Source organism: uncultured Kiloniella sp., from assembly GCF_937128705.1.
Lineage (GTDB): Bacteria > Pseudomonadota > Alphaproteobacteria > Kiloniellales > Kiloniellaceae > Kiloniella.
Window position 1 is genome coordinate 1 of sequence record NZ_CAKZMP010000119.1, and the last position, 12,856, is coordinate 12,856.

15 protein-coding genes are annotated in these 12,856 nt (G+C 46.6%); 5 read left to right on the forward strand and 10 right to left on the reverse strand.

The window, feature by feature from the left end; all coding sequences use genetic code 11:
* The coding region (locus Q0241_RS06760; RefSeq protein ID WP_299375057.1) for a SulP family inorganic anion transporter at positions 1-889 on the reverse strand (889 nt) is incomplete at its 3' end.
* A 77-nt stretch (positions 890-966) separates the two neighbouring features.
* On the opposite strand from Q0241_RS06760, the gene Q0241_RS06765 reads away from it, so the two are divergent.
* Entirely contained in the window at positions 967-1,734 is a 768-nt protein-coding gene (locus tag Q0241_RS06765; RefSeq protein WP_299375060.1) for a HAMP domain-containing sensor histidine kinase, read from the forward strand.
* Positions 1,735-1,742: 8 nt separating this feature from the next.
* On the opposite strand, the gene Q0241_RS06770 is transcribed toward Q0241_RS06765, so the two are convergent.
* Entirely contained in the window at positions 1,743-1,919 is a 177-nt protein-coding gene (locus Q0241_RS06770) for a hypothetical protein (RefSeq protein WP_299375063.1), read from the reverse strand.
* 296 nt (positions 1,920-2,215) lie between these two features.
* Between Q0241_RS06770 and Q0241_RS06775 the strand changes: the two genes are divergently transcribed.
* Positions 2,216-2,668: an Hsp20 family protein gene (locus tag Q0241_RS06775; RefSeq protein WP_299375066.1), complete on the forward strand. Its 453-nt coding sequence runs from the start codon at positions 2,216-2,218 to the stop codon at positions 2,666-2,668.
* 128 nt (positions 2,669-2,796) lie between these two features.
* The gene (locus tag Q0241_RS06780; protein WP_046504281.1) at positions 2,797-3,015 is read left to right on the forward strand and encodes a DUF1150 family protein; all 219 of its coding nucleotides are present in this window, start codon (positions 2,797-2,799) and stop codon (positions 3,013-3,015) included.
* An 82-nt stretch (positions 3,016-3,097) separates the two neighbouring features.
* Here the strand turns inward: Q0241_RS06780 and ptsN are convergent, their stop codons facing one another.
* The 8 genes from ptsN to Q0241_RS06820 all read right to left on the reverse strand — a co-directional run bounded on the left by ptsN (position 3,098) and on the right by Q0241_RS06820 (position 10,055).
* Positions 3,098-3,562: a PTS IIA-like nitrogen regulatory protein PtsN gene (gene ptsN / locus Q0241_RS06785; protein WP_299375075.1), complete on the reverse strand. Its 465-nt coding sequence runs from the start codon at positions 3,560-3,562 to the stop codon at positions 3,098-3,100.
* A 27-nt stretch (positions 3,563-3,589) separates the two neighbouring features.
* The gene (gene raiA, locus Q0241_RS06790) at positions 3,590-4,159 is read right to left on the reverse strand and encodes a ribosome-associated translation inhibitor RaiA (RefSeq protein ID WP_299375078.1); all 570 of its coding nucleotides are present in this window, start codon (positions 4,157-4,159) and stop codon (positions 3,590-3,592) included.
* Between the two features lie 207 nt (positions 4,160-4,366).
* Positions 4,367-5,896 (reverse strand): RNA polymerase factor sigma-54, encoded by a 1,530-nt coding sequence (rpoN, locus tag Q0241_RS06795; protein WP_299375081.1) that lies wholly within the window; start codon positions 5,894-5,896, stop codon positions 4,367-4,369.
* Between the two features lie 11 nt (positions 5,897-5,907).
* Positions 5,908-6,693 (reverse strand): LPS export ABC transporter ATP-binding protein, encoded by a 786-nt coding sequence (gene lptB / locus Q0241_RS06800; protein ID WP_299375084.1) that lies wholly within the window; start codon positions 6,691-6,693, stop codon positions 5,908-5,910.
* Positions 6,690-7,502, reverse strand: coding sequence for an LptA/OstA family protein (locus Q0241_RS06805; protein WP_299375087.1), 813 nt, complete (start codon positions 7,500-7,502; stop codon positions 6,690-6,692). Before Q0241_RS06805 ends, lptB begins: the two co-directional genes overlap by 4 nt.
* Positions 7,499-8,203 (reverse strand): LPS export ABC transporter periplasmic protein LptC, encoded by a 705-nt coding sequence (gene lptC, locus Q0241_RS06810; RefSeq protein WP_299375090.1) that lies wholly within the window; start codon positions 8,201-8,203, stop codon positions 7,499-7,501. Before lptC ends, Q0241_RS06805 begins: the two co-directional genes overlap by 4 nt.
* 14 nt (positions 8,204-8,217) lie before the next feature.
* Entirely contained in the window at positions 8,218-9,222 is a 1,005-nt protein-coding gene (locus Q0241_RS06815) for a KpsF/GutQ family sugar-phosphate isomerase (RefSeq protein ID WP_299375093.1), read from the reverse strand.
* Between the two features lie 209 nt (positions 9,223-9,431).
* Positions 9,432-10,055 carry a ribonuclease D gene (locus Q0241_RS06820; protein WP_299375096.1) on the reverse strand — a complete coding sequence of 208 codons (624 nt, stop codon included), beginning with the start codon at positions 10,053-10,055 and terminating at the stop codon, positions 9,432-9,434.
* Between the two features lie 221 nt (positions 10,056-10,276).
* Between Q0241_RS06820 and Q0241_RS06825 the strand changes: the two genes are divergently transcribed.
* Complete coding sequence (locus tag Q0241_RS06825; protein WP_299375100.1) at positions 10,277-11,191, forward strand: complex I NDUFA9 subunit family protein; 915 nt, start codon at positions 10,277-10,279, stop codon at positions 11,189-11,191.
* A 227-nt stretch (positions 11,192-11,418) separates the two neighbouring features.
* Positions 11,419-12,846 (forward strand): NAD(P)-dependent oxidoreductase, encoded by a 1,428-nt coding sequence (locus Q0241_RS06830; RefSeq protein WP_299375102.1) that lies wholly within the window; start codon positions 11,419-11,421, stop codon positions 12,844-12,846.
* Positions 12,847-12,856 lie beyond the last annotated feature (10 nt).

Here is a 12,856-nt window from a genome sequence, read left to right on the forward strand (position 1 = left end):
GGTGACGCAATTTGGCCGCTAAGGTCTGGGCAACGGATACGCTATCCACAAACCCGACCAAGCTTATTAATAAGGCGGCTAAAATCAGGTTGCGCCAATGATCCAAGTTGGCAACCGGAAAATTCAAATGCGGTAATGAGGCCGGAATATACCCAACCGTCGCCAAGCCGTAATCCGTATCGAGTTTGAAAAATACAGTTGCCAGTGTAGACAAAGCCACAACAATTATAGGCCCAAGCTTTCCAACAAGCTGGGCTTTACGTTTTTTGACATGCAATAACCTAAGCCATAAAACGACAAACCGCTTGAAGCCCCATAATAGCGCAATCGTCCCTAAGCCGACAAATGCAGTCAGCGCATGGGTTTCGCCTAAATTGGCTAAGACAGAGGGTAAAAGTTCAGAAATTTTGCTGCCCGAAACATTAATCTGGAGCAGATTTTTAAATTGGCTGAGTATAATCAATAACGCAGCACCTGAAATATAAGCCGTGACAACAGGGCGGGAGAAGAATGTTGATACGGCCCCGCCGCGCAGCAATCCAAAAACCATTAAAAAACCGCCGGAAAGCATAGCCAACATGGCAGCACTGATTACGCGTAGCTCCGGCGGGAAACTGCCAATAGCATAGGCGGTCATAATGGAAACAATAGCGACAGGTCCCACGGATAGCATGCGCGAGCTGCCGAAAAACGCATAAATTACTGGCGGAAATATAGCCGCGTAAATGCCTGCTTGCGGTGGTAAATCCGCGAGCATGGCATAGGCCAATGCCTGAGGCACCAGCAAAACTGTCAACATGATTGCGGTCAACATATCACTGGTTAGGAAGCTGCGGTTATAACCGCGCATCCAGCCATAATTGTCTATTATCCGCTCTTTTAACGTCATGGATACGGGCTATAGCGCAATATGCTTAACAGTTTCCAGCAAAGAAAACGCAAAAGGCTGATCTTGCTCTTGTCCTGTTGAAGCAGGCTGAGCGAAAAATTTTAGAGCAAAACCCAGCGCTTCCAGAGGAAACGAAAGAGAACAATAATATTATCGCAGATATGAGCCATGAATTGCGGACGCCGTTAAATGCTATTTTAGGGTTTTCTGAAATCATGAAACAAGAGAGATTTGGGTCCCTTGGGCATGACAAATACCTTGGTTATGCTGATGATATCCATAATGCGAGCAGGCATTTACTAGGTATTGTGAATGATGTCTTAGATCTGGCAAAAAAAGAATCTAGCGAAGAGAACCTCGAGATAACTGAAGTTTCTGCTCGCGATGCTGTGAATGAAACTCTTCGCCTCATGGCGTTACTGGCAGAAGAATCCGGTATTGAACTTTCTGCGAATATCCCGGATGAATTTCCCAATTTGAAAACGGATGAACGACGGTTTAAGCAAGTTTTGACAAATTTGGTATCTAACGCCGTTAAGTTTACCCGTCGCGGGGGGCGCGTTAGTGTTGAGGGGCAGTACGACACGAAAAACGGCGCTGTTTTAATGGTTATTCGTGATAACGGTATCGGTATGTCCCCGGAAGAACTGGCCTTGGCTCTGTCGCCTTATGGGCAGGTATTAGAAGCGCAAACGCATACTCATATTCGAGGAACAGGTCTGGGTTTGCCCGTTTCAAAGAGGTCAATCGAGGCGTTGGGGGGCGATTTTTCCATTACCAGTGAGCCCGGCCTTGGAACCGCGATAACGTTGCGTTTCCCACCTGATTTGGTTGTGCACAAATAACTTATTCGTTAATGCTCTTTTTTATTTGCTGCACCAGATATCTTTGATTGTAGCTTGTGATTTTTTAGCTCTTCCTGCTTTCGTTTTTCATCGTGCTCAGCTTTTACTTGAGCAATTGAACGTAAGGGCTTGGCTAAATAGGGACTTGAGGCAACTGACAACGAGCTTTTCATCATGTTATCCACAGAGTTTTCCACAACATGTGGTGTTGAGTATGTGTAGGTATACACAATTTACAGTGATTTGGGAAGGTGTTAAGTCTTGGGTAGTTATTTATTTCGAAAGCATTATCTTGGAGTGTGTTTTGTGAGGCCGTGCGCTTTTAACAAGGCAGATTTTGTCTGTTGGTCTTGACCTGTGGGGCGGAAGACCCCAATTATATTCCTGTGATGCTGCTATATAGCGGGTTACTTGATTAGGTTTACTGGTTGCCATTCGGGGCCACAATATGAATGAGCCTTGCTCTTTCGAGGAGGTATAGTTGTCTAGATTATCTTTATTTAATAGTCCGTTGATGCTTGGGTTTGAACAATTTGAGCAGGCTGTGGATATGATTTCCAAAACTGCGTCAGATGGATACCCTCCATACAACGTTGAAAAAGTAAGCGAGAATAAAATACGCATTACGCTTGCTGTTGCTGGGTTTTCCCAAGAAGATATGCTGGTGCAGATTGAAAACAATCAGCTTGTTATTAAAGGGAAAGCAAAATCAGACGATGACAAAGAATATCTTCATCGCGGCATTGCTGCCCGACAGTTCAGGCGCGCGTTTGTTTTAGCCGAAGGAATCGAAGTCTTGGATGCAAAGCTTGAAAACGGGCTTTTGCATGTTGATTTGGAACAACCCTTACAAAACATTGCCATTCGTAGTATTGAGATTCAAACAAGTAATGAAAAGTCGTCAGCAACCGTAATCGAAGATAAAAAAAGTTAGATTTCTGAAGCAATAAAGAGTGTAAGAAATATTACTGATTGATGGTTCCTTAAGAATAGGGAACTATAGTAGGCATAATTTTGCAGTTCGGGTCATTGAACTGTTGCCGTTAAAGTTGGAAAAGAGTGATGATGATTAAGCAAGTAATATCAGAATTGATGACAGATCAGGATATGACTGCATTAGGACTGGAAATTGTGGCCTATGTAAAGCCCGTTGAAGTCGAGGGTGATGCTTGCTTTGGTATTTACGCAGCTGATGGAACAGAGATTACAGTCGTAAGTGACAGGGATGTCGCTTTTGCCGCTGTTCGTCAGCAAGATCTTGAGCCGTTAAGCGTGCACTAAGACTCTGGGAAAATAACGAATTCGTAAAAAAGGCTCCGAAATTCGGAGCCTTTTATATTTTGTGCTAAAGAACTTTTACCCTTTAGGCTGCATGGCTTGTAGCTGTGGCACTCAGAAGTGCATAAATGCCATCATTACTTTCTGTCCCCCGAAGTTTCTCGCATGTCGATGCGTTCCGTAAGAAGCGCGATACACGTGCAAGAGCTTTGAGATGGTCAGCGCCAGCTGTCTCCGGAGCAAGAAGAAGGCAAATAAGATCGACAGGCTGCTCGTCGATTGAATCGAAATCAATCGGACGTTCCAACTTTACAAAAAAGCCGTAGAGCTTATCCAGATTTGGTAGCTTGCCATGCGGGATGGCAATGCCTTGACCAATACCAGTCGTGCCAAGCTTCTCTCTTTCGATGAGAACTTCGAAAATATCTCGTTCTTCTGTTCCGGTGATCTCAGATGCACGCTTGGCAACTTCTTGAAGAAATTGCTTCTTGCTGTTGACTTTCATGTCAGCAGCTACGGCATCTGGGCCGATAAGGTCGGTTAGTTCCATTACATGTAGTCTTTGGTTATTCGCGTCTTAGCTTTTTGATGGGTCAACCCAGCCAATGTTTCCATCCGAGCGACGGTAAATCATATTCAGACCACCGTGTTTGCTGTTACGGAACATCATGGCTGGAAGATCTTCCAAATCCATACGCATAACAGCTAATCCAGCTGTTAGAGTTGGGATTTCAGTTGCCATCTCTGCAACGATCAAAGGACTGTCTTCGACTTCCTCTTGGTGATCTTCTTTTTCTTCTTCGCTCGACAAGATGTAGTGCTGAGCGTGAGTTGCCTCTTTCCCGCCTTCTGCATGGTCATCACGAAGTTTACGTTTGTGACGGCGCAGGCGCTTAGATAAACGCTCGGCAGCCAAGTCAAATGCAGGATATGGTTCTCCTGCTTCGCCATTTGCTTCTAGGCGAATGTTTTTACCTACATGTGCAACAATAGTCGCACGATACAGGTAAGCATTTTTGGACATGGTGACATTTACATCAATGGCATCACCAAAATACTTATCCAAAGTAGCGGAAAGATTCTCTTCTATATGAGTGCGCAGCGCGTCGCCAACGTCGAGCTGCTTGCCTTTAACGGAAAGCTGCATGTGAACAAATTCTCTGAATTGTTAAGGGGGTTAGCGTAATGGCCATATGTGCCAATCAAGCCCCGCTATCTGGGGCGGCACCATAGTGACGTCGTTTATCGGAGTCAAGGATAGTAGGTTGAACCATATTTTCCTCCCGTAGTGATACACGACATAGGTAGTATACATAGTCTTTTGGAATAAGTCGATTTTGTTACGCGAAAAAAATCAAAAAGAGAGCTTTTTTTCACGCCTTCTTTGCACGGAGGAAGGGATTCCCAAGGCTTCGCGATATTTTGCGACAGTACGTCGCGCGATGTCGATTCCTTCAGCCTTTAGTTTGGTTACCAAAGCATCATCAGACAGAATTTTCTTCGGATCTTCCTGATTAATCAGGTTTTTAATGCGATCCCTTACAGCCTCGGATGAATGGGCGTCGCCATCTCCACCGCTAATAGATGAGGTAAAGAAGTACTTCATTTCAAAGGTCCCGCGCGGCGTCACCATATATTTATTCGAGGTAACACGGCTGACTGTTGATTCATGCATTTCAATGACTTCAGCTATATCTTTCAGGGTCAGAGGTTTCAGTGCCTGTACACCTTTTTGTAGAAAGCCGTCTTGTTGGCTTACAATTTCGGTCGCGACTTTGAGGACGGTTGTCGCCCGTTGGTGCAGAGCCTTGATAAGCCAGTTTGCGGACTGTAGCTGTTCAGATATGTATGATTTATCTTCTTTTGTACGTGCCAGGTCTGAAACCGTTCCGTGATACCTGTTGTTGAGCAAAACTTTAGGTAAAGCATCGTTATTGAGTTCAATGCGCCATCCGCCAGCGTTATCAGATTTAATGATAACTTCAGGGATCACAGTCTCGACATCGCTGGTGTCAAAGGTGGCGGCGGGGCGAGGATTTAGAGCGCGAATTTCCGCGATCATATCGGTTATGTCTTCTTCGTCGACTCCGCAAATTTCTTTCAAGGCTTTAAGATCACGCTTGGCAAGTAGTTCCAAGTTATCAAGCAAGGCCTGTATCGCAGGATCCAAACGGTTACGTTCCGCAAGTTGGATTGCAAGGCATTCACCGAGATCTCGAGCGCAGATGCCAACAGGGTCAAATGTCTGTAGTGTTCTTAGGACAGATTCAACTTGATCTAGCGGGCATCCCAATTGGTCTGCTATTTCATCAAGTGGGGCTTTCATATAGCCAGCATCATCAACATGATCGATGAGGTGAACACCGATCAGGCGTTCGGTTGGTTCATTAACTTCTATCTGCAATTGCTCACGCAGATGGCCACGGAGCGTTACATTTTCTTGTAACCTGTTCTCAAGAGAAAATTCTGCGTCATCAAACCGGGTGTTGCCACCTGCCCCCCAACTGGAAAAAGCCGTATCTTGATCGTTCCATTGATTGTCCGGGCTGCTGTCGTAATAATTATCGAAATCATTATCTAGTGGTGTTTGGTTGTTGTCGGGCAAGGTTTCCGCGTTTGAAAGCTCTAAAGAGTCTGGCTGCTGGTTTTCATTTTCAGATGGAGCAGCGGCTGCGGAATGGAGGTCATTGGAATCTGTATCGACGAGGGCTGAGTTTTGGGTGCCGTCATCCCGGTCTAAAAGAGGGTTTTGTTCGACCTCTTGTTGGACGTAGTCAGCGAGCTCTAGGTTTGACAATTGCAGCAGTTTTATTGCCTGTTGCAATTGCGGGGTCATGACGAGGCTTTGACTCTGCCTCAGCTCTAGTCTTTGCGAAATTGCCATAGGTATAACCCTTAAAGGCTAAACCTTTCTCCTAGGTAAACGCGACGAACATCATCATTGTTTACAATTTCGTCTGGTGTACCTTCCATAAGCACCATTCCATCGTGAATAATGTACGCTCGGTCAACAATATCAAGGGTTTCCCGAACATTGTGATCTGTGATTAACACGCCAATACCGCGGTCTTTAAGGTGCATGACAAGATCGCGAATATCACCAACCGCAATTGGATCAATACCAGCTAATGGTTCATCCAGCAGAATGAAGCTTGGGTCCGAGGCGAGGGCGCGGGCAATCTCAACACGTCTTCTTTCGCCCCCAGAGAGAGCAATTGCGGGTGTGTTACGTAAGTGAGTGATTGAGAATTCAGCAAGCAGGCTGTCCAGTTTTGCTTCTCTTTTGCTGCGAACTGATTCAACAACTTCTAGAACACCGCGAATGTTTTGCTCGACGGTTAGGCCTCTAAAAATAGATGCTTCTTGTGGAAGGTACCCAATTCCCATACGGGACCTGCGATACATAGGAAGGTCGGTGATATCTTGATTATCCAGAGTGACCCAACCGGAATCAGGGGAAAGAAGTCCGGTGATGATATAGAAACTGGTTGTTTTCCCGGCACCATTTGGGCCAAGCAGTCCGACGACTTCACCGCGTTGCACACGCATTGTAACAGCGCGAAGGACTGGCCGTTTTTTAAAGCTTTTACCGATGTTTGTTGCCATCAAGCCTTGATTGTCTGCAACAAGTGATGGTTTGGAACCGCTTTCTTGATTAGCGGGTTGTTGCTTGTCGGTCATGGTTTTTTCTTTTTGCTTGATGGTAGGATGAGGCCTTGGACAGGTTTACCACTTTTACTGACAAGCTTACTTACGCCTGTTGCCAGATTAAACTGTGCTTCATCCCCATTCATCTGGTTCTCGCCCTGCGTTATTTTCACGTTTCCGATTAGATTGGCTATTTCTCGTTTTACAAAATAAATACCTTTGTCTCCAGTGGCATACTCTGTCTTTGTTGCAACCCGTACATCGCCATGAGCGTCTATACGCTCGATTTCTAACTGGTTATCCGCGTCACGAACGAAATGAGCTGTTAGAACGTTACCGTGAACACGTTTGTCTTCTCGGATTGCTATTGCGTTGCCGCGTGCGACAGCAAGCTGTTTTGTTTCCCAGTACTCAAGGCTGTCTCGGGCTGTAATTGTGTCTGCGCCACTTATCATCCGAAGGTCTTGCCCCGTGAGAACCATGACTTGTTTGTCGATGTCATAGACACCGTTATCGCCATAGGCGGTTTCGCCAGGGGACACAATCTTGACGTTCCCGACAGCATCGACACGGTAAATTTCTGTGCCACCTTCAACGCCTTCTCTGTAATGGGCGATAAGTTGGTCGCCAAAAACCTCTAGCTCACCTTGTGCAGCACGGGCATTTCCGCTTGCGACGTATTGTTTAAGATCTCTGCGCCATTCTATGCCTTCGTCAGCGTTGATTTCCAGTGGGACATTACTGTCACCAAGGCCTTCTGTCAGGCCCTGTGCCACGGAAACACTGCTTTGGGAGGTTGATATGCTGAAAATCAAAGCCAGAATTGCTATTAAACGGGTCATTTTTTCAGGGCCTCCTGAGCCCCAGGAAGGATGATCAGCTTACTTTTGCCAGTAAAGGTTATGCGTTTGCCGCGATCGGTGATGACAAAGCCTTCGGCATTTATTGTACCGGCTGGCCCGTGACCTTGTACGGGCATTTGCCCATAGGCAGACCCGGACTTAGCGTCAAACATGGCTTCTTCGGTCACAATTTCAAAACCTTGGTCCTGGAAAATGTTTACTTGGCCATTCAGGTTCAAGTACTTCGCATCCCTGTCGTACATACCTGTTTGTGCTGAAAGGGCAAGCCAAGTGCCGTCTTCGAGTGTAATATCGGCTTTGGGGAGGGTTAGGAAAATTTCGCTTTCACGTTCGCTGGATTGTTCTGCCAAGTCTGCAATGATCGTGTAGGGTTGATTTTTCTCGTCGAGACCCAGGTACTTGGGGTTCAAGGCGCTTAAAGTGTCGGGCGTACTCGATTCCAAGATACTGTTGCCAATGGCAGTTCCCTCTGTAATCACCTGTTCTTCCAGTTGCGGCCAAACAATAACCAGAAGAACCAGAACAACAGCAAAGAAAGGAAGGGTTACTTTCGCGATGCTGACAAAGACACTGTAGGCATTACCCCCAGAAAAGCTTGGCGGTTTTACGGGTGTTGCAAGCTCGGTTTCGTTCTGCGGTGCAGTGCTTTTTTCTTTGTTTGATCTGGCGGGGGAGCTCATTCCGTTTCGAGGCCTCAGGCGATTCCTGCGCGGAGGCAGTCGTGGATATGGATAATACCAACCGGCATTTCGTCTTCGGTAACAAAGAGGCTGGTGATTGATCTCTCATTCATTTGCCCCAATGCTTCGGCAGCAAGAGCTGACGAGCGAATGGTTTTGGGGGCGGGTGTCATGACGCTCTCTGCTATCATTGACAGGAGGTCCGTATCCATATGGCGTCTTAGATCACCATCCGTGATGATGCCAGCAAGTTTTCCATCGTTATTTGTTACGCCGATGCATCCAAAAGAACGCTGTGTCATGATCAGAATGGTTTCTGTCATGGACGTGCTTCCAGCACAAAGAGGAAGCTCGTTGCTGTGCATAATGTCGGATACTTTTAAAAGTTGGTTACCAAGTGCGCCGCCAGGGTGAAAAACTTTAAAGTCATGTGGTTGGAAGTTTTTTTGCTCCATCAAGGCGATTGCGAGGGCGTCGCCTAACGCTAGAGACATGGTTGTCGATGTTGTGGGGGCCAAACCGTGGGGACAAGCTTCTGGGAGCGAAGGTAGAATAAGGGCGACGTCAGCTGCTTCGGCCAAGGCGGAATTCTTTCGACTGGTCATAGCAATGAGCGGGATGCCGAAACGCCTTGTGTAGGTGATAAGATCACTGAGCTCTGAAGTGTTCCCGGAATTTGACATTGCAAGGACAGCATCGTTGCGTGTGATCATGCCGAGATCACCATGGCTGGCTTCCCCCGGGTGAACGCAATAAGCGGGTGTTCCTGTGGATGCTAAAGTGGCCGCTATTTTCTTTGCAATATGTCCACTTTTCCCCATGCCGGATATAATGACGCGACCAGTAGCGGCTGTCAGGATCTCTAAGGCCTCGACGAAGCTGCCGTTTAATTCGGCGCTTAATTGTTGAAGGCCTTTTGCTTCTAGGTCAAGAACCCGACGCGCTGTTTCGATTGCTTGTGTCGTATTAGTTGATGTTGTTGTCATATCCGGCTCAGAATTATGAACTGCGTTCGCCATTTTCTAGATTTTTATCCCATTTCCCGGATTCATGTCCCAGGCAAAATATAAACTGGCACTAATGGTGCATGTCATACTTAATTGGTACACGTTATTTACAGGGAAGTAAAACCGGCACTTTAAAAAAGTGCCGGAAAATTGACAGCAAAACTGACCATAAAACGAACACTGAAAATGTACTTCAAAAGTAGCGCCAAGAAGGCGCTTGTTTATGAGTGCGCAAAAATATCTGTTTCATCCCACCCGGCGATATCCAACTTTGCTCTCCATGGTAAAAAGTCAAAGCAAGCTTTTGCCATTTCGCTACGGCCTTCTCTGGCGAGTCTTTCATCCAGAATTTTTACCATCCTGTGGAGATAGAGGACGTCGGATGCTGCGTAGCGAAGTTGATCTTCGCTAAGATCTGGAGAACCCCAGTCAGAGGATTGTTGCTGCTTTGAAATGTCAACACTCAAAAGCTCTTTACACAGTTCCTTAAGGCCGTGACGATCGGTGTAGGTTCTGATCAATTTCGAGGCAATTTTTGTGCAGTATACTGGGTTACAGGTGACCCCGAGGTAGCGTTCGATTGCTGCGAGGTCAAACCGGGCAAAGTGGAAAATTTTAGTTACATTCTGATTTGTGAAAAGAGCCCTTAGGTTTGGGGCATCAAAATTACCGTCCTTAAATTGAACCAAATGGCAAACGCCATCCCCTGCTGAGAGCTGAACGAGGCATAGACGGTCTCTGGATAGGTTGAGGCCCATGGTTTCCGAATCAACCGCCACGGACGAGCCGAAATCTATACCGTCTGGCAAGTCTGTCTGATGAAGGTGAATTTTTACGTCGCTCACAATGTGGCTCCTGATCTATCTGTACCCTATTGGTAAGGTTGGTACCAAGTTGGTTCGTTTGGCAATAAAACGTATAGTCTAAGAATAAAACGTCGACTTTGTGTTAATCTCGGCATTCTCACTGCCAAGCTGTTTCTGTCAAGGATGATTGGTAGTTTTTACTGATGGTGGGGACTGTGCCGTCAAATTATTAATAATTAATTCAATGAGGGGTGGAGAATATGAGCGCATCAAAGGTTGTGACTGTTTTTGGGGGTTCTGGTTTTGTCGGCCGATATGTGGTCTCTCGGTTGGCGAAGTCTGGCTGGCACGTACGTATTGCTGTTAGAGATCGTGTTCAAGCATCCTTTTTAACCTGCTGTGGTGACGTGGGGAGTGTAACGCCTGTGTCAGTTAATGTGGCGGATAGGGCTTCCTTGGAACGAGTGGTTGCCGGGTCTACGGCGGTTGTTAATTTGATTGGTATCCTGTTTGAAGGCGGGAGGCAGCGTTTCGATTATTTACACTGTAAGTTGCCGGGGGTGATTGCGCAGATCGCGCAAGAAAAGAATGTTTCGGCATTTGTTCAGATCTCGGCCATCGGGGCTGATATCTCGTCTCCTTCCGCCTATGGGCGCAGTAAAGGCGAGGGGGAGGTAGCGGTTTTTGATGCGTTTCCGACGGCGAGTATTTTGCGGCCGAGTATTGTATTTGGGCCAGAGGATGATTTTTTTAACCGCTTTTCCCGTATGGCTTCTGTGAGCCCCTTCTTGCCGCTGGTCGGTGGTGGAAGTGCAAAGTTTCAACCTGTTTATGTTGGTGATGTGGCTGAGGCTGTTTCTAGGTGTCTTGACCTGCCTGGTGAATATGGAGGCAAAGTATATGAGCTCGGAGGTCCCAGGGTCTTGTCGTTCCGTGATTGTCTGGATCTTTTGCAAAAATATTCTGGCTTCTCGCGGCCTTATATTTCTTTGCCGTTCTGGGTTGCATATCTACAGGCGCTTATTATGGAGCTCATGCCGCAGCCTCCTTTGACGCGTGATCAGCTGAAGATGCTTAAAAAAGATAATGTGGTTGCTGAATCTGCCCTGGGTTTTGTTGCTCTGAATATTAAGCCAGTTGATGTGGAGGTTGTTTTGCCGACTTACGTGAGATGAGGAATTTATTTTAGTCTCAAATCGGAACTATATTTTGTTTTGTTGGGAAAGTTAGGTGGATTTTGGTCGATTTTTATCTCTATATTTGACAAATAGGTCAAATATGGTTACCTATATCGCCTATTGATCATTGTTATGATTAGCGGGTGCGGCCCAAAGTCCAAAGAAGCCACCAGCAAGCTTCTGTAAATAAACAAGAAAATAGTTGCCCGATTAGGAGAGAGATAATGTCTGAAAAGATGCTGAAATTTGTTCAGCAAGGCAGAGAGATGCCTGAAAAGAGGTCTGCGGATCAGCGGAATGAAGATTTTCGCGAAATCTACGATTCTTTTTCAGAAGCTGCCGCGCAGATACAGGCCAGTCGTTGTTCCCAGTGTGGCGTGCCTTTTTGTCAGATACATTGTCCAGTCTCCAATAACATTCCTGATTGGTTAATGCTCACAGCGAATGGTCGTTTGGAAGAGGCGTACGAAGTCTCTCAGGCAACAAATAATTTTCCGGAAATTTGCGGGCGTATTTGCCCTCAGGACAGGTTGTGTGAGGGTTCCTGTGTTATCCAGCAGTCTGGGCATGAAACAGTAACAATTGGGGCTGTTGAAAAATATATAACTGATACGGCGTGGGATAATGGTTGGGTTCAACCTGTTAAGCCTGTGCGCGAACGTGCGGAAACCGTTGGTGTTATCGGCGCTGGCCCTGGTGGATTGGCCGCGGCCGAGCAGCTGCGACGCAAAGGATATCAGGTTCATGTTTATGATCGTTATGATCGTGCAGGTGGATTGCTTTCTTATGGTATTCCTGGGTTTAAGCTGGAAAAATACGTTGTCGATCGTCGGATAAAATTATTGGAAGACGCCGGGATCGTATTCCATCTGGGCGTTGATATTGGTGGAGCAACGTCATTTGCGGAAATTAGAGAGCAGTATGACGCTCTTTTAATCGCGACAGGTGTTTATCAGGCCCGTGATCTTCGTCTGCCAGGGAGTGAGCTCGGTAATATTTTGCCTGCGCTGTATTACCTGACAGAAGCGAACCGCAACGATCTTGGTCTGAAGTCTGATCATATGAGTGATGGTTTGAATGCCAAGGATAAAGATGTTGTTGTTATTGGCGGTGGCGACACGGCCATGGATTGTGTTCGTACCGCAGTTCGTCAGGGAGCTAAATCAGTTAAGTGTCTTTATCGGCGCGATAAGGAGAACATGCCCGGTTCTGAACGAGAAGTGACGAACGCGGAAGAAGAGGGTGTCGAGTTTGTATGGTTGTCATCACCAGATGCATTTGTTGGTGATGAAAACGTCCGTGAAGTTCTGGTGTCAAAAGTGCATTTGGGTATGCCTGATTCTTCTGGCCGTCAGGTGCCGCAGATTGTGCCTGATTCTCGCGAGGCAATTCCTGCGGATCTGGTTATCAAAGCGCTTGGTTTCTCGCCTGAAAATTTACCTCAACTGTTTAATGAACAAGGGCTGGCAGTTAGCAGCTATGGTACTTTAAGGGTCGATAATACGACCATGATGACGGCCTTGGACGGCGTCTTTGCAGCGGGGGATATCGTTCGCGGTGCATCGTTGGTGGTTTGGGCGATTAAAGATGCCCGTGATGCCGCTGATCAAATACATACATATATCGAGCGCAGAAAAACTGCAGCCGCCTGAGGAGAGAGAA